This window comes from Halofilum ochraceum (assembly GCF_001614315.2).
In the GTDB taxonomy this organism is placed as follows: domain Bacteria; phylum Pseudomonadota; class Gammaproteobacteria; order XJ16; family Halofilaceae; genus Halofilum; species Halofilum ochraceum.
Genome location: NZ_LVEG02000017.1, coordinates 135,083 through 160,368, shown reverse-complemented (window position 1 = coordinate 160,368; position 25,286 = coordinate 135,083). Strand labels below are relative to the sequence as shown.

Below are 25,286 nucleotides of genomic sequence, written 5' to 3'. Positions count from 1 at the left end.
ATTCACGGTGTGCACGTCAGACGTAGGCGCGTTTTCGCCGAAGGCGAACGCGCGCATCGATGACAACGGAGACAGAATTACTCCAGGTTCTGCACCTGTTCCCGCATCTGCTCGATCAGCACCTTCAACTCAACACTCGCCTGCGAACGTTCGGCGTCGGCGGACTTGGAGCCCAGCGTATTGGCCTCGCGGTTGAGTTCCTGCATCAGGAAATCCAGTCGCCGGCCGACCGGTTCCTCGCTGTCGAGCGCATCGCGGATCGCGTCGATGTGGGTATCGAGACGATCCAGTTCTTCGCTGACATCGAGCTTCTGCAACTGATACGCGAGTTCCTGCTCCATACGGCCTTCGTCGACGTCGACTTCCAATGAGCGCAGGCGCTCCAGCAGCCGCTCGCGCAGGCGCTCGCTCACGCGGTTGGCGTGCCGGCGTTCCTCGGCGACCAGTTCGCTCACGCGTTCGCAGCGGTCGAGCAGCAGCGACTTGAGGCGACGCCCCTCCTCCGCGCGGGTGGCGGCGAGTTCGTCCAGGGCGCTGTCGAGCAGATCGAGCGCGGGTTCGCGCAGCGCTTCACGGTCGGGTTCGGGCGAACGCACGACGCCGGGGTAACGCAACAGGTCGAGCGAATAGAGCCGATCCGGATTGGTGATGTGGGCATCGATGGTGTGACAGGCACCGACCAGTGCGGAGACGAGCGCCTCGTCGACCTCGATCGAATCGGCGCGATCGGCCGGGGTGAAGCGCAGCATGCATTCGACCCGCCCGCGACCGACGGCGCCACCGACACGCTCCCGCACTTCCGGCTCCAGGGCCCGCAGGGTGTCGGGCAGACGCGGCTGCACGTCGAGATAGCGGTGATTCACCGCGCGCAGTTCCCAGGTGAACGTACCGGCCTCGGTCGAGGTCTCGCGCACGGCGTAAGCGGTCATGCTGGCGGGCATCGGCACATCTCCGGGAACAATGGAACGCATTATGCCCGCGCGGCGGGGAAGTCGACCACCGCAGCGCGTGTTGCATGAGAGCAACCGTGGTCGTTCGGAAAGGTATAGATTGAAAAGGCGGTTCTCGCCAAGCCGCCAAGCACGCCAAGGAACGCAAAGAAAAGAAAAATCCTGTAGGAGCGAGCTTGCTCGCGATTGTGCGCGTATAACGCGTCGGCCATCGCCAAGGTCCAGAAGAAACCGCGGAGTCGAGCCAATCGCCGTTGATTCAGCCGACCATGGTGCGGGAAAGATCGCGAGCAAGCTCGCTCCTACAATGACCTTTGCGTCCCTTGGCGCCCTTCGCCGCTTGGCGAGAACCGCCTTTAACCCACGCCGGCCACCCCCGCAGCCCACCCGCATCGCGTACAATGCCGGCCCCGTTTCGCTTTCCGGAGAAGTGCATGCGCCCCAGCGGCCGCAACCCCGATCAGATCCGTCCCGTCGGCATCACCCGCAATTTCACGAAACACGCGGAGGGTTCCGTGCTGGTCGAGTTCGGCGACACGCGCGTGATCTGCACCGCCAGTGTCGACGAGACGGTGCCCCGTTTCCTGCGCAACAAGGGCCGCGGCTGGGTGACCGCCGAGTACGGCATGCTGCCGCGTGCCACCGGCAGCCGTTCGAACCGCGAGGCGGCGAGTGGCAAGCAGGGCGGCCGCACGGTCGAGATCCAGCGCCTGATCGGCCGCTCGCTGCGCGCTGCCGTGGACATGGAGGCCCTGGGCGAGCGCACGGTCCAGATCGACTGCGACGTGATCCAGGCCGATGGCGGCACGCGCACGGCCTCGATCACCGGTGCCTTCGTCGCGCTCAGCGATGCGATGGAAACGCTGGTGAAGGCGAAAAAGATCCGCGCCAATCCACTGCACGGCATGATCGCTTCGGTCTCCGTCGGCATCGTCGATGGTGAGGCGGTGGTCGACCTCGATTACGCCGAGGACTCGACCGCGGAGACGGACATGAACGTGGTGATGAACGACCAGGGCGCCTTTATCGAGGTCCAGGGCACGGCCGAGGGCCATGCCTTCCGCCGCGAGGAACTGGACGCCATGCTGAACCTGGCCACCACCGGCATCGGCGAACTCATCAGTCAGCAGCGGCAGGCGCTGGCGTCATGAGCCGGGTCGTACTCGCCAGCGGCAACGCGGGCAAGCTGCGGGAATTCGCGGCCATGCTCGCGGATGCCGGTATCGAACTGGTGCCGCAATCGGATTTCGCCGTCACACCGCCGCCCGAGACGGCGGTGACCTTCATCGAGAACGCGCTCATCAAGGCCCGCCACGCCGCGCGCGAGACCGGGCTGGCGGCGATCGCGGACGACTCCGGGCTCGAGGTGGACGCGCTCGATGGCGCACCCGGCGTGCATTCGGCACGTTACGCCGGCGCCCATGGCGACGACCAGGAGAACAACGCGCGCCTGCTCGGTGAGCTCGACGGGGTCTCGCCCGAACGGCGCACGGCACGGTATCGGGCGGTACTGGTGTATCTCCGGGAAGCGGACGATCCCGCCCCGATCGTGGCCGAGGGCACCTGGGAAGGACGGATCGCCACCGCGCCGCGCGGTGACGGGGGCTTCGGCTATGACCCGCTGTTCGAAATGCCGGATGGGCGCACCGCCGCGCAGCTGCCCGCCGAGGAGAAGAACCTCCTGAGCCACCGCGGCAAGGCGTTGTCCGAACTGCGACGGCGGCTCGACGCGTACCGCGACCGCGCCGACCACGACTGAGCGGCAAGGGCCAGCCCCCGGCAGCCGCGCCAACGGTTGCGCCCCGACGCCTCAGCAGCCGTTCTGAACGGAATTTTCGCCCATTCCTGTACGCTGAATTAGTGATTATTTCGTTTTCTGGTCTCGTCTTCGAAGGATCTGCCCGGCATATTGCCGAATCGGGGTTTTTGCGCTTAAGTAGCGGTTTGGCATGGGTCGGTCGTCGTGTGTGCGGGGCCCAACCCGTGCCCTCCTCCGCACCCCGGGAACGCAATGAATCGCCTCGACCTCACGCGGCACGGCATCGGGTCGGCCGCCGCTGTACGCAACGCCACCCCCACGGAACTCTACGAGTCCGCGCTTACGCACGAGACGGGCACGGCCGTCGCGGACAGCGGCGCGCTGATCGCCTTTTCCGGCGAACGCACCGGCCGTAGCCCGCGCGACAAGCGCATCGTCGATCGCCCGGAGGTGCACGATGAGGTCTGGTGGGGGGAGGTCAACATCGGCCTCGAACCGGATTCGTTCGACCGCCTGCGGGCACAGGCCGTGGCCCACCTCGACAGCCTCGACCACTTGCACGTAGTTGACGGCTTTGCCGGCTGGGACCCGCGTTACCGGGTTCGGGTGCGCGTGATCTGCGAGCGCGCCTACCACGCCCTGTTCATGCGCAATCTGCTGATCCGGCCGACGGCCGAAGAGCTCGGTCACTTCGGCGAACCCGACTACGTGATCTACAACGCCGGCGCCATCCCGGCACCCGACGGCGTCCCCGGCGTGAATCCGCCCACGAGTGTGAGCCTGTGCCTCACGAGCGGCGAGATGGTGATCCTGGGCACGGAATACGCCGGCGAGATGAAGAAGGGCGTGTTCACGATCATGAACCACCGCATGCCGCGCGAGGGCGTGCTCCCCATGCACTGCTCGGCGACCGCCGGCCCGCAGGGCGACGTGTCCGTGTTCTTCGGCCTGTCGGGCACCGGCAAGACAACACTCTCCGCGGATCCGAAACGCGAACTTATCGGTGACGACGAGCACTGCTGGACCGATGAGGGCATCTTCAACATCGAGGGCGGCTGTTACGCCAAGGCGATCAACCTGTCCGCCGAGGCCGAGCCCGAGATATTCGGCGCCATCCGCCGCGGCGCGGTGCTGGAGAACGTGGTCCACGACACCGCGACCGGCGCGGTCGATTTCGATGACGCGTCGATCACGGCGAACACGCGCTGCGCCTATCCGATCGAACACATCCCGAACGCGCGCGTGCCCGGCACCGCCGGCAGCCCCGACAACGTGATCTTCCTGACCTGCGATGCCTTCAGCGTGCTTCCACCCGTGAGCCGGCTGACGCCCGAGCAGGCGATGTATCACTTCATCAGCGGGTACACGGCCAAGGTGGCGGGCACGGAGATGGGCGTCACCGAGCCGGAGGCGACCTTCTCCGCGTGCTTCGGCGCCCCGTTCCTCGTCTGGCACCCGGGTGTGTACGCCGATCTGCTCGCCGAGCGCATCCGCAGACACGGTGCAACGGTGTGGCTGGTGAATACCGGCTGGATCGGCGGGCCGTACGGCGTCGGCCAGCGCATGAAGCTGAGTCACACGCGCGCCATCATCGACGCCATCCATGACGGCTCCCTCGAGCACGCGGAGACCGTCACCGAGCCGGTGTTCGGCCTGGCCGTGCCGACGCGTTGCCCGGGCGTTCCCGATGAACTGCTCATGCCGGAGCAGACCTGGAACGATCCGGCCGCATATCGCGAGGCCGCCGCCGATCTCGCGGCGCGGTTCCAGGCGAACTTCGAGGCCTACCGCAGCGGTGTGGAACCCGAAGTCGTCGCGGCGGGACCGCGGGTGGCGTAGGCCGGTTTGCGACCGAAGGGAGCCAGCCGGCGGACGTGACTGCAGCTCTGTACGAACCCTGAAAACCTGTACAGGGGTCTTGCCGGCTGTTGCCTGACGGCAAAAGCCGGCCTACGTCTAGCGACGTCGACGGTCCCCCAGCGGATGGTAGACAGCGCGCGGGCACATTTTGCGGTGTTACGGGAGCATGCGCTTTGGGCGAGCTGCGCGCATTCGACCGGTGCGGTAGCGCCGGTCGAAGACGCGCCTACGTCGAACTCGTGACTCCGATACGCGTAGGCGCGTTTTCGCCGAAGGCGAACGCGCGCATCACGCCGCGGCGGTTTCCCGCCGGCCGGGTGGGTCAGCGCCCCAACACCCCCGCCATCGACTCGCCCAGGTCCGACGGACGTTCGCAGACGGTTACGCCGCAGCCGCGCAGGATCTCGGCCTTCTCCGCGGCGCTCTCGCCGACACCGGATACGATCGCGCCGGCGTGGCCCATGGTGCGGCCCTTGGGCGCGGTCAGGCCGGCGATGAAGGCGAGCACCGGCTTGCTCATGTGATCGCGCACGAACTCGCCCGCTTCGGCCTCCTGGGGCCCGCCGATCTCGCCGATCATCATGACCGCATCGGTTTCCGGATCGTTCTCGAAGCGTTCAAGAATCCGCTGGAACGAGCAGCCGTTGATCGGGTCGCCACCGATGCCCACGGAGGTCGAGATACCGATGCCACGCTCCTTGAGCTGGCTCGCGGCCTCGTAGCCGAGCGTGCCTGAGCGCGCGACGACGCCGACCCGGCCGGGCAGATAGATGTGGCCGGGCATGATGCCGAGCATCGATTTGCCGGGGCTGATGGTACCGGCGCAGTTGGGGCCGGTGAGGATCATGCGCCGCTCCTCGGGGAACTGCTTGAGGTAGCGCTTGACGCGCATCATGTCCTGCGCCGGGATGCCGTCGGTGATGGCCACGCAGTAGTGGATGCCGGCATCGGCGGCCTCGCAGATGGAGTCCGCGGCGTACCCGGGCGGCACGAACACGATGCTCGCGGTCGCGCCGGTCTCGCGGACGGCATCTTTCATGGTGTCGAACACCGGCCGGTCGAGATGGGTCTGCCCACCCTTGCCGGGGGTGACGCCGCCCACCACGTTGGTGCCGTACTCCATCATTTCCTGCGCGTGAAAGCTGCCGATGCGGCCAGTGTAGCCCTGCACCAGGACTTTCGTGGTTTCGTCGATCAGGATCGCCATGGTCTTCTCGAATTCCCTCGTCAGTCGGTTCAGGCGGCTTCGTTGCGGGCGGCCACGACGCGCTCGGCCGCCTCGGCCAGCGTGTCGGCGGTGACGATCGGGTAGCCGCTGTCCTTCAGGATCTGCTTGCCCTGTTCGACGTTGGTACCGGAGAGGCGCACCACCAGCGGCACATTGAGTTCGATCTCGCCCAGTGCCTGGACGATGCCCTCGGCCACCCAGTCGCAGCGGTTGATGCCGGCATAGATGTTCACCAGCATCGCCTTGACGTTGTCGTCCGAAAGGACGAGGCGGAAGGCGTTGGCCACGCGCTCGGGCGAAGCGCCGCCGCCGATGTCGAGGAAGTTGGCGGGCTCGCCGCCGCAGTGCTTGATCATGTCCATGGTCGCCATGGCGAGCCCGGCGCCGTTGATCATGCAGCCGATATCGCCCTGCAGGCCGACGTAGGACAGCCCCTGGTCAGCCGCCTCGGTCTCGCGCGAATCTTCCTGACCGCGGTCCCGCAGCTCGGAGATCGCCGGCTGGCGAAACAGCGCGTTGTCGTCGAAACCGATCTTGGCATCGAGTGCCCGCAGCCGGCCGGTGTGGGTGATGACCAGCGGATTGATCTCGACCAGTGTCGCGTCGTGATCGCGCATGATGCGGTAGGCGCCGCGGAAGGTCTTCACGGCGTCGGCGAGCTGCGCGGCCGGAATCCCGAGCTTGAAGGCGAGTTCGCGCGCCTGGAAGTCGAGCAGGCCGATGGCCGGGTCGACCAGCTCGCGCAGGATGGCATCGGGGTTGTCGCGCGCGACGTCCTCGATCTCCATGCCGCCCTCGGTGGAGGCGACGACGACGATCTGCTCGGAGGCGCGATCGAGCACCATCGCTACGTAGAGTTCCCGCTCGATCTGGGTCGCGGACTCGACGTAGACCGCGGTGCAGATCTTGCCCTCGGGCCCGGTCTGGTTCGTGATCAGACGCTTGCCGAGCAGCTCGTTGGCCGCGTCGCGGACCTCCTGGTCACTCGTGCAGATCTTCACGCCACCGGCCTTGCCGCGGGCGCCGGAATGGATCTGCGCCTTCACGACCCAGCGCTCACCACTGATCTCGTGTTGCAGGTAGGCGGCTTCCTCGGCCGAGTGCGCCACGCCTCCGTTGGGAATGGGAACACCGGCCTTCTTCAGCAGCTGCTTCGCCTGGTACTCGTGGATATCCACAGTTTCAGCCTCGTGTCTTCAGATGGGGATTTCGGGGTTACTTGTTCGCGATCGCGTCGGCGGTGCGCACGACGTTCTCGGCCATGCGCGCGGACGCGGCGTCGATCATCTTGCCGTCGAGCTGGGCGGCGCCGCGGCCCTCGCGCTGCGCCTCGGCGAGGGCATCGAGGATGGCGCGGGCGCGGTTGACCTCGCTGTCCGGCGGCGAGAAGACGTCGTTCGCGAGCTCGATCTGCGAGGGATGGATGGCCCATTTGCCCTCGATGCCGAGCGCGGCGCCGCGCTTCGCCGAGGCGACGAAACCGTCGGTGTCGTTGAAGTCGCCGAACGGTCCGTCGATCGGGCGCAGCCCGTAGGCGCGGCAGGCGACGGTCATGCGCGAGAGCGCCATGTGCCACTGATCGCCGGGGTAGTCCGGGGTCAGGCCGCCGATGGAGACCGTGCGGGCACGGCAGCTGGCGGCGTAATCGGCCACGCCGAAGTGCATCGCCTCCAGCCGCGGGCTCGCCTGGGCGATCGCTTCGACGTTGGCCATGCCGAGCGCGGTCTCGATCAGGACCTCGAGGCCGATGCGATGCTCAATGCCCATGGCCTGCTCGATCTGGGTCACCAGCGCATCGATCAGATAGACGTCGGAAGGCGTCCCGACCTTCGGGATCAGGATCGTGTCGAGCCGGTGACCGGCCTGTTCCACCACCTCGACCACATCGCGATACATGTAGTGCGTATCGATGCCGTTGATCCGGATCGAGGTCGTCTTGCCGTTGCCGGCCCAGTCGAGATCGTTCAGGGCCTGGATGATGTTCGCGCGGGCCGGCACCTTGTCGTCCGGTGCGACCGCGTCCTCGAGATCGAGGAAGACATAGTCGGCGGCGCCGTTCAGCGCCTTCTCGAACAGCTTGACGTTGGAACCCGGAACGGCGAGTTCACTGCGCTGCAGGCGCGGACGCGCCGGCGCGTACTGGGTATGACTCATGGCTGGAAGGGTCCCTCCCGGTTATGGACCTGCGTAATTACGGGCGGCCGATCAAAACGACTACGTCACGCCGCCGCCATGGCGGGCGACGGAATCGATTGCGCACCAGATAAAAAACCGGCTGAACCGGCCCGAACGAGAAAGATTATCAACCTAGCACGGGGTCATGGGCGCGTAAACGCCGTAACCTCCCGGTGACGCGCCCGGAGAAGATTCGGGCGCGAGAACGACACCGGCGACGAGTCCGTGGCCGGCCGGGCAAACACCGCCGGGTGTAGGTCGGACTTCCAGTCCGACACGCCGAAGGCTTCGAGGTGTCGGACTGGAAGTCCGACCTACGCCCGTATCACGCCGGACGCATCCGGCCGAACGCTCCGCGCCTCTGCACGAACCGCTTTGCCCGGCAAACCGCGCTGAACCTTACTTCAGGCGGGCGAGGTCCTCTTCGACGGCGGCCAGCGAAGTCTCGAACTCACCACGTTCGCGCTCGTTCAGGTCCAGTTCGACGATTTTATCCAGGCCGTTGCGATTCAGGATCGACGGCACGCCCATGGCGCAGTTCGAATGCCCGTACTCGCCGTCGAGGATCGCCACGCACGGCAGGACCCGGCCGCGGTCGTTGACCACCGACTCGACCATCTCGACCGTCGAGGCACCTGGCGCGAGGTAGGCACTGGAGTTCTCGCGCAGCCCCAGGACCTCGGCGCCGCCCTTGCGCGTGCGCTCGATGATCTCGTCGATCTTGGCCTGATCGAGGAAATTCTCGACCGGGATGCCGTTGACCGTGGTGTAGCGCATCATCGGCACCATCTGGTCGCCGTGGCCGCCCAGGACCATCGCATCGATGTCGGCCATGGAACGCCCGGTCGCCTCGGCCAGGAACCAGGCCATGCGCGAGGAGTCGAGCACGCCCGCCTGACCGAACACGCGGTTGCGCGGCCAGCCGGTGCGCTGCCAGGCGCGATAGGTCATGACATCGACGGGGTTCGCGACCACGATCATCATCGCGTTGGGGGCGTGCTCGGCGGCCGCATCGGCGATCTGGTCCATGATCGCGATATTCTTGTCGAGCAGATCCGAGCGGCTCATGCCCGGCTTGCGCGGCAGGCCGGCGGTCACGATGATCAGATCGCTGTCCTTGAGATCGGCGTAGTCGGACGAACCCCACACGCGCGTATCGGAACCGAACACCGGCGCCGACTCGGCGATATCGAGTGCCGCACCCTTCGCCGGGCCCTCGGCGATATCAATGACCGCCACCTCGCGGCACAGGTTCTGCTGCATCAGGTACAGCGCCGCCGACTCACCGACGCGCCCTGCACCGCCTACGACCGCAATCTTGTCCATGCTTTCATTCTCCGGTTGGCGGGCGCTGGCGGCACGATCCGGTCGTGCCACGCCCCGCATCTGAAAAAGGCCGGGGCTATTGTACGCCTTCGCCCGGATGGTCCAAGGCGCGCAGGCGGCAGGAAAACCGCAGGTTGGGTTGAGCGGCAGCGATACCCAACGGGTTGAGGCGCAATCCATCGACACGATTCAACGCGGTGCCGGCGGGGCGGTCGTCCCGTTGGGTTTCCTTCGTCAACCCAACCTACGCGACATACCGGCCGATTCGACACCCGCCTGCCGCATAAGGTGAGCCCGGGTCTGCCGGGCTGCTAGCATGTGTGGCTCCGCGATCGCGCGCCCCGAAATCGGAGACCGACATGACGCAACTGCCGAGCGACCCCTTCCGTGCGTTCCGCCTCCGCGAGGACGGCAACGGCGGCGAACTGACCCGACTGTCGCTGGACGATCTCAACGCGGGGGACGTGACCATCCGCGCCGAGTATTCCTCCGTGAACTACAAGGACGCGCTGGCCGGCACCGGCCGCGGGAAGATCGCGCGGCGGCTGCCGCTGGTCGGCGGCATCGACGTGGCCGGCACCGTCGTGGAGAGCGCCGGCGGGTTCAGCGCGGGCGACCCGGTGCTGGTGACCGGCTGCGGCCTTTCCGAAGACCATGACGGCGGTTACGCGGAGTACGTGCGCGTACCGGCCGATTTCGTCATCCCGCTGCCCGACGACTTCGACGCCTTCACGGCGATGACGCTCGGCACCGCCGGCTTCACCGCGGCACTGGCGCTGCAGCGGCTGGAGGAGAACGGCCTCACGCCGGACGCCGGACCGATCGTCGTCACCGGGGCAACCGGCGGTGTCGGCAGCATCGCGATCGACCTCCTGTCCGCGCAGGGCTACGAGGTCGTCGCGGTGAGCGGCAAACCGGACGCCGAGGCGTGGCTGAAGGAACTGGGCGCGACCCGCGTGATCGATCGCGATGCGCTGACGACGAAGGGCCGGCCGATGGAAAAGGCCGTCTGGGGCGGCGCGATCGACAACGTCGGCGGCGCCATGCTCGGTGAGCTCCTGCGTACGACGGCCCCCTGGGGCAGCATCGCCAGCATCGGTCTCGCGGGCGGGCATGAACTGGACACGACCGTGATGCCGTTCATCCTGCGCGGCGTCAGCCTGCTCGGCATCAGTTCAGCCAACTGCCCGCGCGACCGCCGTGAGCGCGCCTGGGCCCGGCTGGGTTCGGACTGGAAGCCGCGGCATCTGGACGCGATCCGGGCCGGCACCGTCGACCTGGATGGCCTCGGGGACGTATTCGAGCGCATGCTGGCGGGCGAGACCCGCGGGCGTACGGTGGTGCGGATCGCGGACTGAGCCGGCGCGGCGATTTCGATCATCGCGAGCAAGCTCGCTCCTACAGGTGGACCTGCAACCCGATGTCAGGACTCATGTAGGAGCCAGCTTGCTCGCGATGGACAACCCCGGCGACCGGACGCGTGCCGGAAACTCCGTGAGGGCGACGCCAACTCCCTCCGTATCAGATCGGGCCCGCGACCGGGATCGGCATCTGCAGGCCGAGCGCCACCAGGGCGGCAACGATCAGCGCCTGCAGAATGACCGCGACGACGGCGATGCCCACGGCCGCCACGAACGACGCCCCCAGTACCAGGGCGTATACGGCACAGGCCCCCACAAGCGCCAGTACCAGACCGATGAGCGCATCGCCGGTCACGGTAAGCGCGAGCTGCGCCACGACCGTCGCCAGCACCACGGCCGCCAGTGCAGGCAGGAATCCGGAGCGCCGCGCGCGAGCCCATTTGGCCGCGATCATCACCGGCACGACGGTGATCGCGATCAGCAGGACCACAAAACCGATAACGTACAGCGTTTCCATGGGGAGGCTCCGTGGCGGGCCGGACCGGGAGGCGCCTGCGCGGCCGCCTGGTCAGGCGGTTCTGGGTGTCGAACGGGGCGCCGATTCTGCGGTCGGTTCCGTGACCACACAACAGTTGCGGCCTGCACGCTTGGCCGCATAGAGGGCCTTTTCTGCCCGCAGCATCCACTCCTCGCCATCGACGAGCACCGGGTCGAACGGCGCCACGCCGATGCTTACGGTGAGACCGGCGAAGTCGCTGTCCGCACGACCGACCCTGGCGCGCAGACGCTCCGCGGCGGCCAGCGCCCTCTCCCGGTCGATCTCCGGCAGGAGCACGCCGAATTCCTCGCCGCCGTAGCGCGCGATCCAGTCTTCGCGCCGGCACTCGCCGCGCAGCACCCGCGCGACGTGACGGATCGCGTCATCGCCCGCGTCGGGCCCCCAAGTGTCGTTGTAATCCTTGAACCGGTCGATATCGAGCAGCAGCAGCGCCGCTTCACCACCGTGGCGCTGCAGTTGCGCGAACTCGGCCGTGACCCACTCATCCCAGAGCAGCCGGTTGTACAGCCCGGACAGGCTGTCCGTGCGGCTGAGACGCTCGAACTCCCGCCGTTGCCGGGCGAGGTTTCGTGCCAGACCGTGCATGACCAGCCCGAACATCAACGGGAAGCCAATCAACACCGGCAGGGTGGCGCTCAGCACGAACATGGAAACCTCGGGGTTGATCGGGGCCCCCACCAGCAGCGCCGTCACGCCGCCGCCTACGAGCATTGCCACCAGTCCGGACAGCAACAACCGCCAGCCACCGAAGCCGGTGTTGCCCGTCGAAAGCATCGATGCCAGTACCACGCTCGGCAAGAGGCTGAACTGCATCAGGGCGATCCACACACCGCCCATCAGCGAGTCGACCATGAGGTTGCGATTTTCCGCGCGACGGGGGGGCTGGCTGCGCAGCGTATGGAGAATTGCGAGGTGTGGCCAGACGATGACGTAGAGGCCCAGCAGCCCCCAGGCGACGGGAGCGGCTCCGCGTTCATGGAAAACGGCGGCGACACAGATCCCACCCAGCACCAGACCGACGATGCGGAGCAGGTAAATGTGTCGGACCTTGCCGGCGCTCGCACGGCGCGGACGCCATGTCATGAGCCGAGCACCCGTTGCAGACGCGTTGGAGTATCCATCTCCGCCACTCCCATGGCTGTTGCGAAACGGACATCGCCGCAAGCGCGGCCAGATCGATCACCCCGTGCCGGCGCCGAGTGCGAAAGACTGCGCGCAATCAGGATCATAATGTAGTCGACACGAGCCACCACGCAAATCGGTGCCTGCTACCATGGGTTACCCGTAACCAGTGTTGCCCCCCATGGAATTCCATTCGAACCCGCCGCTGACCCTCTACCTCCACCTGCCGTGGTGCGTAAAGAAGTGTCCGTACTGCGATTTCAACTCGCATACCGCACCAGGTCAGATTCCGGTCGATGCCTACGTCGACGCCCTCGCCGCGGACCTCGAGCAGGAACTGCCGGAGATCTGGGGGCGCCCGCTGGAGGCGATCTTCATCGGCGGCGGCACGCCGAGCCTGTTCCCGCCGGAGGCGATCGACCGGCTGCTGGCGCGCGTGCGCATGTACCTGAACCCGGCACCCGACATCGAGATTACGCTCGAGGCCAACCCGGGCACGATGGAGACCGACCGTTTCCGGGGATTCCGCGAGGCGGGCGTCAATCGGCTGTCGCTGGGCATCCAGAGCTTCGATGACGCCGCGCTCGCCGCACTCGGGCGCATCCACGACGGCGCCGCCGCGCACGCGGCCGCGGAGACCGCGCTGGCGGCCGGCTTCGAGCGGATCAATCTGGATCTGATGTACGCGCTGCCGGGGCAGACGCTCGCCGGCGCCATGCAGGACCTGGATACCGCACTGGGGCTCGGGGTCGGTCACGTGTCCTGGTACCAGTTGACGCTGGAGCCGAACACCGTGTTCTGGAGCCGGCCGCCACAGTTGCCGGACGAGGACGCTGTCGCCGACATCGAGGACGCGGGCCATGCGCGTTTCGCGGCGGCCGGCTTCTCGCGCTACGAGATCTCCGCCTGGGCGCGCGGCCACGACCGGCGCTGCGAACACAACCTGAATTACTGGCAGTTCGGCGACTACCTCGGGATCGGCGCCGGCGCGCATGGCAAGCGGACCGTACCGGCTCGGGGCACGATCGAGCGCACCCACAAGGTCCGCGCGCCGCAGGCATACCTGGAGCGCGCCCACGGCCCGAACCGGGTGGCGCAGACGCGCCGTCTGACGGCCGCCGACGCGGCGCTGGAATTCATGCTCAACGCATTGCGCCTGCCGGACGGTTTCGCAGCCGCCGATTTCGATGCGCGCACCGGCGTGCCGCTGCGCTGGCTGGGACGCCCGCTCGCGCGCGCGGAGGAGGACGGACTGATCGAACGCGCGGCCGGGCGGATTCGACCGACCGCGCGCGGCCTGAGCTTCCACAATGACCTGGTGGCCCGGATCGCGGCCGAGACCGAGGGCTGGGGGGCCGGCCGTGAGGCGGCGCTGGATCTGCCGATTGTGACGGAGTGATGGTTTTGGGGGTTGGAGACGTGGGTTTTTGGTTCTCGCAGAGGCGCGGAGTTCGCCAAGGGACGCGAAGAACTCCCGACCTGTAGGAGCGAGCTTGCTCGCGAATGGTTTGGCCCAAGGGGTGCCTTCATCACCGCCCGATCGATCCCGGATGGGTCGGCTCGGACCAGCTTCGATTGCTCTCCGTCGTGCGGGCACCATCGCGAGCAAGCTCGCTCCTACAGTTTTCTTCGCGTCCCTTGGCGCCCTTTGCGCCTTGGCGAGAACCCGAAATCCAGACCCAAACAGGCACCACGAACCGGCTCTTGTAAAAAGGTGACGAAAAGCGGGCTCCCGAAATGCTGGACGAAATCGAGATCGAATGCCCTTACTGCGGGGCGACATTCACTGCGCTGGTCGAACCCGACGACGCCGATTCGGACTATATTCAGGACTGTGAGGTGTGCTGCAACCCGATCCACTTCCACGTCCGGGACGATGGCGGTGGCGGTCTCGCGGTCGAGGTCGCGCGCGATGACGATTCCTGAGTACCAACCGATACCCGGCGAGCTCTACGACACCTACGAACTGGCGATCCTGCGCCACCAGTGGCTGCGGCTCGGCTGGCACGCGCCGCGCGGAGAGTGCCGCGTGGAAGCGGTCCTGCCGATCGACCTGCGGACCCGTCAGCGGGCCGAATACCTCGTCGTCGAGGACCTGCGCGGACGACGCCGGTTCCTGCGGCTCGACCGGGTCGTCGGTGCAAACGCGTTTTTCATGCACAGGCCGGGAATCGGCCTGCATTGAGAGCAGGGCCCGGATCGAAGCCGATCTCGCACCCGTTGCGATCCGGCAGCGCCTTCATAAGATACTGACCTCGTTGGAAATACCTTGCGCCCACGGCATAGGGATGGCCCCTCCGAATCGCCCCTGAGCCCTGTCGGGATGCTGGACCGGCCGATTCCATCCACAAAGTTATCCACAGGTCAGGGGTGTTGCCCGCGAGGCGCTGAGGCCTTACAATCCGCTCCCTTTCGCCGAGCCACCTACCTGAGCGAGGACGGGCGCGATGAAGCAGGATATCCACCCCAATTACGAAGCAGTCAAGGTCACGTGCAGCTGTGGCAACAGCTTCGAGACGCGCTCGACGCTCGGTCACGACCTGCAGGTCGAGGTCTGCTCGAGCTGTCACCCGTTCTTTACGGGCAAGCAGAAGCTGATGGACACGGCCGGTCAGGTGGACAAGTTCCGCCGCCGCTACCAGCGCTGAGTCAACAGCCGCGGCCACTGGCCGCAGTTGCCAGGGCTGCAGTGCACGACATCGGGGCGCTCCTTGCGGGCGCCCTTTTGTTTGTCTGGTCCACCACCGCAGTCGCCACCCAGTGCCCGGCCGAGCGCATCGACGCGCGCGCCGAGGTCGTTCGCGTCCATGACGGCGATTCCATCCGCCTGAGCGATGGCCGCAACGTGCGCCTCGTGGGGATCAATACCCCCGAAATGGGGCGCGACGGCGCCCCCGACGAACCGCTCGCCCGCAGGGCCCGCGAGGCGCTGATCGATCTGCTTGCCGGCAACCGTACCGTCGGGCTCGAGATGGCCCCAGAGGGCACCGACCGCTACGATCGGCTGCTCGCTCACGTATATACCGCCGATGGCCAGAATGTCGCCGCCGCGCTCCTGCGCCGCGGCCTTGGCTGGCATATCGCCGTGCCGCCCAACCTCGGACACCTCGACTGCTATCGCCGCGTGGAACGCGCGGCCCGGGAAGCGGACCGAGGCGTCCACGGCGAGGCGGCGCTGGCGCCCGTCGCCGCCGCTGACCTGGGCGCGAATGCCGGCGGGTTCGCTCTGGTTACCGGTACTATCCAGCGGGTGGGCACCAGCCGGCGCGCCTACTGGCTCGACCTCGGCGAACTCACCCTGCGGCTGGCGCGCGCCGATCTGCCATACTTTGAAAACGCCGATCCGCGCCGCTGGCACGGGCGCAGCCTGCGGGCGCGCGGCTGGATCTACCAGGTCGATGGTCAGGCCCGGATGAACCTGCGCCATCCGGCCGCGGTCGAATGGATGGATAACGGAAAATGACCATGCATATCCCGAATCGATACCACTGGATTCCGGCCCTGGCGGCCATCCTGCTGCTCGCCGGATGCGCCACCAACCCGGTGACCGGCGAGCGCGATTTCGTGCTCATGTCCGAGCAGCAGGAACTCGCGCTCGGCGCCCAGTATCACGAACAGCTGATGGAGCAGCGCTACGACGCCTACGACGATCCCGAGCTGCAGGAATACACGTCGCGCCTCGGGCAGCGACTCGCGCGCAAGAGCCATCGCCCCGACATCGACTACACCTTCACGGTGGTGGACAGCCCCGAGGTCAACGCCTTCGCGCTGCCCGGCGGCTACATCTACATGACGCGTGGCATCATGGCGTACTTCAATTCCGAGGCGGAGTTCGCGGGGGTGCTCGGACACGAACTCGGCCACGTGACCGCACGCCACTCGGTGCGCCAGCAGAGCGCCGCGACCGCCAGCAGCTTCCTCGGCAACATCCTGCTGGCGACGACGGACGCCGGCGCCGGGGCCGCCAATCTGTTCCAGACGGTCCAGCTCGCCGCGATCCGCGGCTATGGCCGCGAGCAGGAACTGCAGGCCGATCGGCTGGGCGCCGAATACCTGGCCCGTACCGGTTACGACCCGGAAGAGATGCTGGGCGTGGTCGGGATCCTCGCGGACCAGGAGGCTTACGAACGCCAACGGGCCAAGGCCGAGGGACGGGAGCCGGGTGGATACCATGGCCTGTTCTCCACGCACCCGGAAAACGACAAACGCCTCCAGGAAGTCATCCGCGCAGCGAAGAAGTACGCCCCCGAGGATCCACAGCCCGCCGGTCGCGAGGCGTATCTCGAGCGCATCGATGGCATGACGTTTGGCCCGAGCGCCAGCCAGGGCGCGGTCGTCGACGGCGAGTTCCTCCACCTGGAGCTCGACGCGGCGCTCAAGGCGCCCGCACAGTGGACGATCGACAACCAGCCCCAGCGCGTACTGTTCGTGGCCCCCGACGACGCGGCCGCCCTGCAGGTCACGCTCGGCAAGGCCGACACCGGCGCGCAGCCGCGCCGTCTGCTCGAGGAACGCATCGGCCAGGCGGAGCTGGAACGCGGCCGCCGTTTCGAGGCGAACGGCCTGTCGGGCTATACGGGCATCATTCGCGGCCGTACCGAACAGGGGCCGAGGATTCTGCGCCATGTCGTCCTGATCAAGGACGGCCGTCCCTGGTACTTTGTCGCCACCTCCCGCGACACCGCGGAGTTCGATCGCTTCGATGACCGCTTCCTCGATATCGCCGGCAGCCTGACGTCCCTCACGGCGGCCCAGGAGCGGGCCGCGCAGCCGCTGAAGATCAAGGTCGTGCGGGCGGACGCGAACACCACCTATAGAGGCCTGGCGCGCGACGTGAAGGGCGTGGAAGACGCCGCCAACCGGCTGCGCCTGCTCAACGGCGACTGGCCGGACGGGGAACCGGAAGCGGGGCAGTTGGTGAAGACGCTGACTCGCTGAGGCGGCAGGCGGCAGGCGGCAGGCGGCAGGCGGCAGGCGGCAGGCGGCAGGATCGTAGGCGCGTTTTCGCCGAAGGCGAACGCGCGCATTCGCGGTTCGGCGGGATCAAGCGGTTCGGCGGGATCAAGCGCTTCTGGCCGGCTGCGCGCATTCGACCGGTGCGGTGGCTCCGGTCGAAGACGCGCCTACGGCGGACGCCATCACGATCCGGCCGACGTGCACCGGATTGGTTGCGAAGAACCTGCAGGGAGGCTTCGGCTTCCTTCGCGCCCTGGCGGTAGCCCGCTTTTTCGGCGTATTGCAGCGGCCCGCCCGGCTGGAGATCGATAGTGACCGAACCGCGCATCTTTCTGATCGATGCCAGCATCTACGTGTTCCGGTCGTGGCACGTGCTGCCCGATACCATCGTCGACGCCGATGGCGAACCGGCCAATGCGGTCTACGGCTTCGCGGACTTCCTGCTGCAGTTCCTGGCCCGGAGCCGACCGACGCATCTCGCACTGGCGTTCGACGAGTCGCTGGCCTCGTCGGTGCGCAATGACCTGTTTCCGGCCTACAAGGCCAACCGCGACCCGGCGCCCGACGAACTGCGGCGCCAGTTCGCGCTGTGCCGCGAACTCGCCGCTGCGGCGGGCTTCGCCGGTTTCTCCAGCCCGCACTTCGAGGCCGATGACGTGATCGCCACGATCGCCGCGCGCATGCGCGCACACGGCTTCCGCCACACCGTGGTCACCGGCGACAAGGATCTCGCCCAGCTCATCCACGACGGCGACGAGTGGTGGGACTTCCAGCGTGAGCGTCGGCTCGATCGCCAGGGGATCGAAAAGCACTTCGGCGTGCGCCCGGACCAGATCGCCGACATGCTCGCCCTGGCTGGCGACAAGATCGACAACATCCCGGGCGTGCCGGGCATCGGCCAGGCGACGGCCGTGCGCCTACTGCGGCGCTGGGGCGATATCGACGGCATCTACGGCGCGATCGATCAGGTGCCGACGATGCAGATCCGGGGCGCCAGACGCATCGCCGGCCTGCTCACGGAACATGAGCCCGCGGTGCGTCTGGCACGCCAACTGACCGGTACGCTCGATACCGACGGCGTGCCCACGCACACGGACGCCTACACCCTCGCGCAACCCGACCTCGCGGCGCTGGACGCCTGCTTCGACCGGCTCGGCTTCGGGCCGGACCGCCGCCGCCGCTGGTACGACGCGGTCGCGGCCCCGGTCGCGCCATGAGCCGGGTGATCCTGTTCAACAAACCGTTCGGGACGGTCTGCCGCTTTGGCGCGGAAACCGGCCGGTATACTCTCGGTGACTGGCTGGACATCCCGCGCGTGTATCCTGCCGGGCGTCTCGACCGCGACAGTGAAGGCCTGGTGGTACTGACGGATGACGGCGGTCTCGCGCACCGCATCACGCACCCCAAGCGCAAGCTGACCAAGACCTACTGGGTCCAGGTCGAAGGCGCGCCCGATGCACAGGCGCTGGCGGCGCTGCGCGCGGGCGTGGCGCTGCGCGAGGCGACCACGCGGCCGGCACGCGCGCGCTCGATGACCGCCCCTGAAAGCCTCTGGGAACGCGATCCACCCATACGCTACCGCGCCCGCATCCCCACGACCTGGCTGGAACTCGAACTGCGCGAGGGGCGCAATCGCCAGGTTCGGCGCATGACCGCGACGGTGGGCCACCCGACGCTGCGCCTGATACGGGTCGCGGTCGGCCCATGGGCCCTCGACAGCCTGCAGCCGGGCGAGTGGCGCGAAGCCACGGTCCCGCCCACGCTCAGCCCACGCGGCACCCGCCGACGACAGACCTGAGGCGAGCGCATACCCGACGTGATCCCGCACCGACGACAGACGACAACCAAACGGCGCACCCTTGCCGGCGTACTGGCCGGTGCCCTGACTCTCGCCGCGATCCCGGCCGCGGCGACCGAAATCAGCAGCGTGCGCGGGCGCGTTGGCACGCTATACGACTTCGACGGGATCGATGCGCGCTCGATCGCCATCACGCTGGAACCGGATGACTGGCCCGCGATTTTCCGCCGAGGGGGCGACATGCACTATGAGGTCGGCGTCCTGCGTCTGCCGCGCGTGGACCGTGGCGACGACCTCTATGGCCTGCACTTCGCGCCGGCGTGGCAATTCGCGCCGCGGGTGCTCGCGCCGTATGCCTTTATCGAACTCGGCATCGGCGCGACCTGGCTGAGCGGGCGGCATATCCGGGCGCGCGATCTGGGCAGCCGCCTGCACTTCGTCCCCCATGCGCTGCTCGCATTCCGGCCCGCGGCCTCGAGCCCATGGCATGCCGGCCTGCGCATCCGCCACACCTCGAACGCGGACCTGATCAGCACCAATCCGGGATTCGATCTGATCCAGCTCGAGATCGGTTTCCGTTTCGGCGCGGATTGACCGGCGCCGCTGCTACCATGCGGGCATGACCAGTGATTTCCCGGAAGTCGGACTCATCATCGTCGGCGACGAGATCCTCTCGGGGCGCCGCGCGGACCGTCATCTGTCCGCGATCATCGAGCGGCTGAACGTACGGGGCATGGAGCTCTCGTGGGCGCGCTATATCGGCGACGATCGCGCCCGGCTCGCGGCGCTGCTGCGCCAAACGATGGCCGACGACGCGATCGTGTTCTGCTGCGGCGGCATCGGCGCGACGCCGGACGACGTGACCCGGCAGGCGGCCGCGGATGCGGCGGCCACGCCGCTGGAACGCCACGCCGAGGGCGAGGCCATCCTGCGCGAGCGCTTCGGCGAGGATGCCACCGATTCGCGGCTGCGCATGATCGACTTCCCGGCCGGCTCGGAACTGATCCCCAACCCCGTCAACCGCGTCCCCGGATTCCGCCTGCACCGCCACTGCTTCGTGCCCGGCTTTCCGAAAATGGCCTGGCCCATGATCGAGTGGGCGCTGGACACGCACTTCGCCGAACACGCGCGTGACCCGGCTGTCAGCCGTGCGGTCCGGGTCGATGCGAAGGAAAGCGATCTCATTCCCCTGCTGGAAACACTGGGCGAGGCCTATCCGGCCGTGCGTTTTTCCAGCCTCCCGGAGATGCGCGACGGCGGCGGGTACGTGGTCGAACTGGGCGTGTTCGGTCCCGCCGACGAGGTCGAAACGGCTTTCTCCGCGCTGGAACAACGCCTCGATACCGACGGCGTCCGTCGCAGCAACGCCTGAGCGGGGGCTTCCCGGCGCGGACGCCTTGCGGGCGCCCGGGATTGGCGCTTCAATAGCCGCAGTGAGGGTTTTCGTGGAGTGGACGCCATGTCGGCATCCGGAGTGACCCCGCACGGCGAAGCGTTGCGCCGCGCGGTGCGCTGGCTCGGCGACCAGCCGGTGCACGACACGGGTACGCTGGAGGAGGCCTGCCGACGTTTCGACCTGAACCCGCTCGAAGCCGATTTTCTGCGGCGCGAGTTCGGCCCGTGGGCCCATCGACCGGATCGATCCATCGACCATGACGCGTGAGCCGCTGTTCGCATACGGGACGCTCCAGTTCCCCGACATCATCGCGGCCGTAATCGGGCGCCCACTGAACGGCACGCCGGCGGTCCTCGACGGTTACGCGCGGTTCGGCATCCACAACGAACCGTTCCCCGGCATCGTTCCAAGCGAACCCCACCGGGTCGAGGGCGTTGTGTACACCGACGTCACGCGGGCGGAGCGGCGCCGGGTCGATATCTTCGAGGGCGAGCCGTACCAGCGCGAAACGGTCACGGTGCGCATGCCGGAAGACGGGACCCGGATCGAGGCGATCACCTACGTGATCCGGCCGCGCTGGCGTACCCTTCTGAGTCCGTCCGGCTGGGATCCGGACGAATTCGCGCGCCACTGGCACGACACCTATGTCGAGCGGGTGGCACGGGCCCGGCGTGCGGGTCATCTCGGGTAAAAAGGCCGCGGACGGCTGGACCGGGGATATCCGTCCGACCTCGTTCAGCGAGCTGCCGGCTGTTGCCTGTCGGCAAAAGCCGGCCTACGCCCCGGACAAACACACACCGTAGGCCGGCTTGCGACCGTAGGGAGCCAGCCGGCATGCCGCACGAAGGTCAGGCATCACGCGCCCTGACGGCTCTCAAAGCGATGCCCGAGCATACCGATAAGTTCCTCCGGCGGGACCGCCCCGCTCACCAGAAAGCCCTGCCCCACGCGGCAGCCCTGATCGACCAGCAACCGACGCTGATGGTCCGTTTCGATCCCCTCGGCCAGCGCGCGGAAACCGAGATTGTCCGCCAGCTGCTGGATGGCGCGTGATATCACCGCGCCGCGCCCATCACCCCCTAGCTCGGCAACGAAACTCTTGTCGATCTTGAGCGTATTGATCGGCATCTCCTGCAGCCGGCTCAGCGATGAATAACCGGTGCCGAAGTCATCGACGGCCACCCGGAAGCCGCGGGTATGCAGCGCCTCGACGGTGGCGCCGACCCGATCGCCCGCGTCCATGAGGCTGCTCTCGGTGACCTCCAGTTCGATGCGCGTCGGATCGACGGCATCGCCGATCGCCGTGAGCATGCCCTCGATGGCGTCCTCCTGTTTGAGATGGCGCACGGAGACGTTCACCGCCATCATCAGGTCGTTGCCCTCGGCCAGCCATGCCGCGCGCTGCGCGACCGCGGTGCGCAGGACCCACTCACCGAGCGGCACGATCAGCCCGGTCTCCTCGGCGACCGGCATGAACTCGCCCGGCGACACCCAGGTCCCGTCGCGCTGCGGCCAGCGGATCAGCGCCTCGACGCCCTCGATGACCCCCGAGGCGAGATCGAACACCGGCTGGTAATGGAGCCGGAATTCCTCCGCTCCCAGCGCGCGATACAGTCGCGCCTCCATCGACAGGCGGCGGTGGCGGCGTGCGGAGATCGTCTGCGAGTACATGCAGACGTGATCATCGGTGTTCTTGGCCGCGTACATGGCCGTGTCGGCGCAATCGATCAGTTCATTGGCGCCGCTGGCGTGATCCGGATACAGGCTGATACCGATACTCGCACCCAGGCGGTGCTCCGCGCCTTCCACGATCAGCGGCTCGCTCAGGCGGGCGGCGAGGCGGGCCGCCAGCGCCTGGGCCGCCGCACTGAACCCGCCGGGCTCTTCCGCAACCGCACGCCATTCGGTGGAGCGCGGCGGTTCGGCCATGACGATGATGAATTCATCCCCACCCTGACGGGCCACAAGGTCCTCCGGACGGATGACCTGCCGCAGCCGCTGCGCGATCTGGCCGAGGACCGTGTCCCCGGCCACGTGGCCGAGCGCATCGTTGATGATCTTGAACCGGTCGAGATCGATGAACAGCACGGCGACGTGCCGGTCGGATCCGGTCTCGCTCAGCAGGCCGTCCAGGCGCTCGACGAGATAATTGCGGTTCGGCAGCCCGGTCAGCGGATCCGAGTACGCGAGTTCCCGGACGGCCTCCTTCTGCCGATCCCGTTCAAGACCGGTCCGCAGCGCGTTGAGACCGAATTCGATATTTCCGGCCAGCCGCTTAAGGACATCGCACTCGTTGTCGTCAAAGTCTCCGCACACCGAAGAATAAATCACGAGCACGCCCGGTGCGCCACTGCGCGGCCGGATCGGAAGCGTAATGGCACTCGCCAGGCCGTACGCCACGAGTTTGTCCCGAACGGGCTGGACGGTGGGCTCCGCGAGGAGATCCTTGACCACCATCACTTCTCCGGTGTCGACCGCACGCCAGGCCGGTCCGTCGCCAATCTCGCTTCGCGTGAGGCGGATTTGCTCGACGTAACCCCGGGAATCGCCGGCAGCCGCATCTATGGTGATTTCGGGATCGTCGCCGTCACGGACGAAGCCGGCCCAGGCGAGCTGGTACCGCTCTTCGTCGATGATCACGCGGCAGATCTGGTCGAGCAGTTCCTGTTCGTCAATCGCACGGACCAGTACCTGGTTGCCCGCGTGCAGAGCGCGCAATGCCCGGTTCGCACCCTGCAGGGCGCGATCGGCGCGCGTATAGTCGGCGTGCAACTCGCGCGACAGGGTGTTCAGGCGCAGGAGATTGTCGATTCTTGCACGGAGTTCTTCGCGCGTAGCCGGGATGCGCAGCACGTCGTCTACGGTGGCGCCGAGTTCCCGGACCGCGCGGCGGGATGAACCCGCGCTCCCCTCCACAACCAGCAGCGCGGGCAGAATGCGTGGTTCCGCCTCGGCGCGGCACCGCTGCAGTGCATCGCGTGAGCGGGCGAGCGTGGGTGCATCGAGGATCGCGAGGTCGAAGGCCGGCTCGCCGTCCTCATCCATGCGCAGTTCACCGGCGATCGCGTCCCGCTCTTTCAGAATCTCCCGGATGAGCGCGGTATTGCCACTGGACTGCAGATTGGCGACTACCCTCGGGCGCGCGGCGCCGCCACGGTCAGTCGCCGCCATGGCCGCCGTCTTCCCTGTGGCCGTTTTTCTCCGCGACGCCGCGCAGAACGCCCTGCAGACCGCGCATCGGCTCGCCGACCTGCAGCCCCTCGGGCGTGATCTCGAAGGCCCGAAGGGACTTCTCGAAATCACCGGTGCGCTTTTTCAGGACGCCGATCGTCTTGCGCAGCTCGCCCTCGAGTTCCACATAACGCAGCAGGACGATCGAATCCGCCAGGTAACTGATCCCGTCGTGGGTCGCGCGGAATTCGCTGCCGGCGACGGACTGGGTCTCGTTGATCAGGATGACGGTGACACCCATGTTCGCCAGATACCGGCACAACGCATGGATGCGCTCGGCGATATCGTCGCCGCGCACGGCCTGGCGGTAGCCCGACAGGCTGTCCAGCATGACGACCTGTACGCCCAGTCGTTCGACGGCATCGCGTACCCGCAGCGCGAAACGATCCGGGTTGTAATTGAGCGGCTCGATGTATTCGAACACGAGCTCACCGGAATCCAGCATGTCCGCGATCGGCATGCCGATCTGTTCAAGCCGGTGCTCGAACGTGGACCGCCCCTCGTCAAAGCTGTAAATGACCGAGCGCTCACCGGACCGCGCCGCCTGGCGCATGAAATGGGCGCCGAGCGATGTCTTGCCCACACCGCTGGGCCCGGAGAGGACGGTCACCGTTCCGCGCTCGATCCCGCCCTGCATGAGGCTGTCGATCCGCGGAATCCCGGTACCGAACGACTCGCGCACGAAGTCCCGCGAATGGTTCCCGGGCACGAGCCGCGGATAGACGCTCATGCCGCCATCGCCGAGGCCGTAGTAATGCGTGCCTTCGGCAAACCCGGAGCCGCGCATCTTGGTGACCGCACACACACGCCCACTGGCCAGGCGACTCAGTTCGAGCACGCCGTCACTGAGGAACTGCAGGTCATCGTCGCCGGCCCCGGCATCGACTTCCGCGGTGAAGAGCACCGTCGCGCCGGCCGCAGTCAGGTGGCGCAGCAGTGACAGGGCCTGCTTGCGGAACTGAAACGCGTCCGGCGTGAGGTAGCGCAACTGGCTCAGGGAATCGATGAAGACGCGCTCGGGGGCGTACTGTCGCGTGTAGTCGATGACCCGATCGTGGATCGCCCCGCCCTCGACCTCCCAGCTTTCCAGCAGATTGTACGGCTGGCCCGAGCCCGCCTCATCGTTGGTGGGCGACAGATCGAGTACCGAAACCGCGTCGAGGGGGAGTGACGCGCGGCGGCCATTTTCGCGGAGCTGGGTCTCGGTCTCGCCCAGCGTGACGAACAGGTTGCGCGCGGGATCACCGCCGCGGAGGAAATGGGATCCGAGTGTGGTCTTGCCGGTGCCCGGCCCACCCCGCACGAGGTAATTGCGACCGGCGATCAGACCGCCGTGGAGGATCTCGTCGAGCCCCGACACTCCGGTGCTGATACGCGCACCGTCGCGGTGGCCATCGTTCACTGTGGTTCCCCGGTTCGGGCTGGTTGGGATACGCGCGGACATCCTTCAGGGGCAATCCTTTCCCGGACATCGGGCAGCGCACTCACCGACTCGGCGACGATAGCCATGCATCGCGCCGCATTTGAGACAATAACCTAACGCCGGATACGGCTTCAGGGCAAAC

General features: G+C 67.3%; 25 protein-coding genes. 16 read left to right on the top strand and 9 right to left on the bottom strand.

Features of this window, described 5'->3' with window-relative positions; translation table 11 throughout:
* Window positions 1-77 precede the first annotated feature (77 nt).
* Entirely contained in the window at window positions 78-941 is an 864-nt protein-coding gene (locus tag A0W70_RS14065; protein ID WP_070989707.1) for a YicC/YloC family endoribonuclease, read from the bottom strand.
* Between the two features lie 443 nt (window positions 942-1,384).
* Between A0W70_RS14065 and rph the strand changes: the two genes are divergently transcribed.
* The 3 genes from rph to pckA all read left to right on the top strand — a co-directional run bounded on the left by rph (window position 1,385) and on the right by pckA (window position 4,548).
* Window positions 1,385-2,101 carry a ribonuclease PH gene (rph, locus tag A0W70_RS14055; protein WP_070989733.1) on the top strand — a complete coding sequence of 239 codons (717 nt, stop codon included), beginning with the start codon at window positions 1,385-1,387 and terminating at the stop codon, window positions 2,099-2,101.
* Complete coding sequence (rdgB, locus tag A0W70_RS14050) at window positions 2,098-2,709, top strand: RdgB/HAM1 family non-canonical purine NTP pyrophosphatase (protein ID WP_070989703.1); 612 nt, start codon at window positions 2,098-2,100, stop codon at window positions 2,707-2,709. Before rph ends, rdgB begins: the two co-directional genes overlap by 4 nt.
* A 252-nt stretch (window positions 2,710-2,961) precedes the next feature.
* Window positions 2,962-4,548 carry a phosphoenolpyruvate carboxykinase (ATP) gene (gene pckA, locus A0W70_RS14045; protein WP_070989700.1) on the top strand — a complete coding sequence of 529 codons (1,587 nt, stop codon included), beginning with the start codon at window positions 2,962-2,964 and terminating at the stop codon, window positions 4,546-4,548.
* A 343-nt stretch (window positions 4,549-4,891) separates the two neighbouring features.
* Here the strand turns inward: pckA and sucD are convergent, their stop codons facing one another.
* From sucD to mdh, 4 genes are all read right to left on the bottom strand, one after another.
* Window positions 4,892-5,776 (bottom strand): succinate--CoA ligase subunit alpha, encoded by an 885-nt coding sequence (gene sucD, locus A0W70_RS14040; RefSeq protein WP_070989698.1) that lies wholly within the window; start codon window positions 5,774-5,776, stop codon window positions 4,892-4,894.
* A gap of 29 nt (window positions 5,777-5,805) precedes the next feature.
* The gene (locus A0W70_RS14035) at window positions 5,806-6,975 is read right to left on the bottom strand and encodes a malate--CoA ligase subunit beta (protein ID WP_070989696.1); all 1,170 of its coding nucleotides are present in this window, start codon (window positions 6,973-6,975) and stop codon (window positions 5,806-5,808) included.
* A gap of 37 nt (window positions 6,976-7,012) precedes the next feature.
* Window positions 7,013-7,951: an HpcH/HpaI aldolase/citrate lyase family protein gene (locus A0W70_RS14030; protein WP_070989694.1), complete on the bottom strand. Its 939-nt coding sequence runs from the start codon at window positions 7,949-7,951 to the stop codon at window positions 7,013-7,015.
* A 420-nt stretch (window positions 7,952-8,371) separates the two neighbouring features.
* The gene (mdh, locus tag A0W70_RS14025; RefSeq protein ID WP_070989731.1) at window positions 8,372-9,298 is read right to left on the bottom strand and encodes a malate dehydrogenase; all 927 of its coding nucleotides are present in this window, start codon (window positions 9,296-9,298) and stop codon (window positions 8,372-8,374) included.
* Between the two features lie 359 nt (window positions 9,299-9,657).
* Between mdh and A0W70_RS14020 the strand changes: the two genes are divergently transcribed.
* Window positions 9,658-10,656: an acrylyl-CoA reductase family protein gene (locus A0W70_RS14020; RefSeq protein ID WP_070989692.1), complete on the top strand. Its 999-nt coding sequence runs from the start codon at window positions 9,658-9,660 to the stop codon at window positions 10,654-10,656.
* A 163-nt stretch (window positions 10,657-10,819) separates the two neighbouring features.
* Here the strand turns inward: A0W70_RS14020 and A0W70_RS14015 are convergent, their stop codons facing one another.
* A complete protein-coding gene (locus A0W70_RS14015) occupies window positions 10,820-11,176 on the bottom strand; it encodes a hypothetical protein (protein ID WP_070989690.1) in 357 nt (118 codons plus the stop codon).
* Window positions 11,177-11,227: 51 nt separating this feature from the next.
* Window positions 11,228-12,301: a diguanylate cyclase gene (locus A0W70_RS14010; RefSeq protein WP_070989687.1), complete on the bottom strand. Its 1,074-nt coding sequence runs from the start codon at window positions 12,299-12,301 to the stop codon at window positions 11,228-11,230.
* Window positions 12,302-12,521: 220 nt separating this feature from the next.
* On the opposite strand from A0W70_RS14010, the gene hemW reads away from it, so the two are divergent.
* From hemW to A0W70_RS13950, 12 genes are all read left to right on the top strand, one after another.
* Complete coding sequence (gene hemW / locus A0W70_RS14005) at window positions 12,522-13,739, top strand: radical SAM family heme chaperone HemW (protein ID WP_070989686.1); 1,218 nt, start codon at window positions 12,522-12,524, stop codon at window positions 13,737-13,739.
* A gap of 338 nt (window positions 13,740-14,077) precedes the next feature.
* Window positions 14,078-14,266 carry a CPXCG motif-containing cysteine-rich protein gene (locus A0W70_RS14000; RefSeq protein WP_070989684.1) on the top strand — a complete coding sequence of 63 codons (189 nt, stop codon included), beginning with the start codon at window positions 14,078-14,080 and terminating at the stop codon, window positions 14,264-14,266.
* Window positions 14,253-14,525 (top strand): hypothetical protein, encoded by a 273-nt coding sequence (locus A0W70_RS13995; RefSeq protein WP_070989683.1) that lies wholly within the window; start codon window positions 14,253-14,255, stop codon window positions 14,523-14,525. Before A0W70_RS14000 ends, A0W70_RS13995 begins: the two co-directional genes overlap by 14 nt.
* A gap of 262 nt (window positions 14,526-14,787) precedes the next feature.
* Window positions 14,788-14,988 carry a 50S ribosomal protein L31 gene (gene rpmE, locus A0W70_RS13990; RefSeq protein WP_070989681.1) on the top strand — a complete coding sequence of 67 codons (201 nt, stop codon included), beginning with the start codon at window positions 14,788-14,790 and terminating at the stop codon, window positions 14,986-14,988.
* A gap of 41 nt (window positions 14,989-15,029) precedes the next feature.
* A complete protein-coding gene (locus A0W70_RS13985; RefSeq protein ID WP_075109880.1) occupies window positions 15,030-15,803 on the top strand; it encodes a thermonuclease family protein in 774 nt (257 codons plus the stop codon).
* The gene (locus A0W70_RS13980; protein WP_083331030.1) at window positions 15,800-17,278 is read left to right on the top strand and encodes a M48 family metalloprotease; all 1,479 of its coding nucleotides are present in this window, start codon (window positions 15,800-15,802) and stop codon (window positions 17,276-17,278) included. Before A0W70_RS13985 ends, A0W70_RS13980 begins: the two co-directional genes overlap by 4 nt.
* A gap of 329 nt (window positions 17,279-17,607) precedes the next feature.
* A complete protein-coding gene (locus A0W70_RS13975) occupies window positions 17,608-18,513 on the top strand; it encodes a 5'-3' exonuclease (protein WP_245675890.1) in 906 nt (301 codons plus the stop codon).
* On the top strand, window positions 18,510-19,094 hold the full coding sequence (locus tag A0W70_RS13970) for a pseudouridine synthase (RefSeq protein ID WP_070989679.1): 585 nt from the start codon (window positions 18,510-18,512) through the stop codon (window positions 19,092-19,094). The genes A0W70_RS13975 and A0W70_RS13970 overlap by 4 nt, the downstream gene beginning before the upstream one ends.
* A gap of 18 nt (window positions 19,095-19,112) precedes the next feature.
* Entirely contained in the window at window positions 19,113-19,688 is a 576-nt protein-coding gene (locus tag A0W70_RS13965; protein WP_070989677.1) for an acyloxyacyl hydrolase, read from the top strand.
* Window positions 19,689-19,713: 25 nt separating this feature from the next.
* The gene (locus tag A0W70_RS13960; protein ID WP_070989675.1) at window positions 19,714-20,466 is read left to right on the top strand and encodes a competence/damage-inducible protein A; all 753 of its coding nucleotides are present in this window, start codon (window positions 19,714-19,716) and stop codon (window positions 20,464-20,466) included.
* Window positions 20,467-20,553: 87 nt separating this feature from the next.
* The gene (locus tag A0W70_RS13955; RefSeq protein WP_070989723.1) at window positions 20,554-20,757 is read left to right on the top strand and encodes a hypothetical protein; all 204 of its coding nucleotides are present in this window, start codon (window positions 20,554-20,556) and stop codon (window positions 20,755-20,757) included.
* Window positions 20,747-21,181, top strand: coding sequence for a gamma-glutamylcyclotransferase family protein (locus A0W70_RS13950; RefSeq protein WP_070989673.1), 435 nt, complete (start codon window positions 20,747-20,749; stop codon window positions 21,179-21,181). Before A0W70_RS13955 ends, A0W70_RS13950 begins: the two co-directional genes overlap by 11 nt.
* A 164-nt stretch (window positions 21,182-21,345) precedes the next feature.
* On the opposite strand, the gene A0W70_RS13945 is transcribed toward A0W70_RS13950, so the two are convergent.
* The gene (locus A0W70_RS13945) at window positions 21,346-23,661 is read right to left on the bottom strand and encodes a putative bifunctional diguanylate cyclase/phosphodiesterase (protein ID WP_070989672.1); all 2,316 of its coding nucleotides are present in this window, start codon (window positions 23,659-23,661) and stop codon (window positions 21,346-21,348) included.
* The gene (locus A0W70_RS13940; RefSeq protein WP_070989670.1) at window positions 23,648-25,123 is read right to left on the bottom strand and encodes an ATPase domain-containing protein; all 1,476 of its coding nucleotides are present in this window, start codon (window positions 25,121-25,123) and stop codon (window positions 23,648-23,650) included. The genes A0W70_RS13945 and A0W70_RS13940 overlap by 14 nt, the downstream gene beginning before the upstream one ends.
* Window positions 25,124-25,286: the final 163 nt, after the last annotated feature.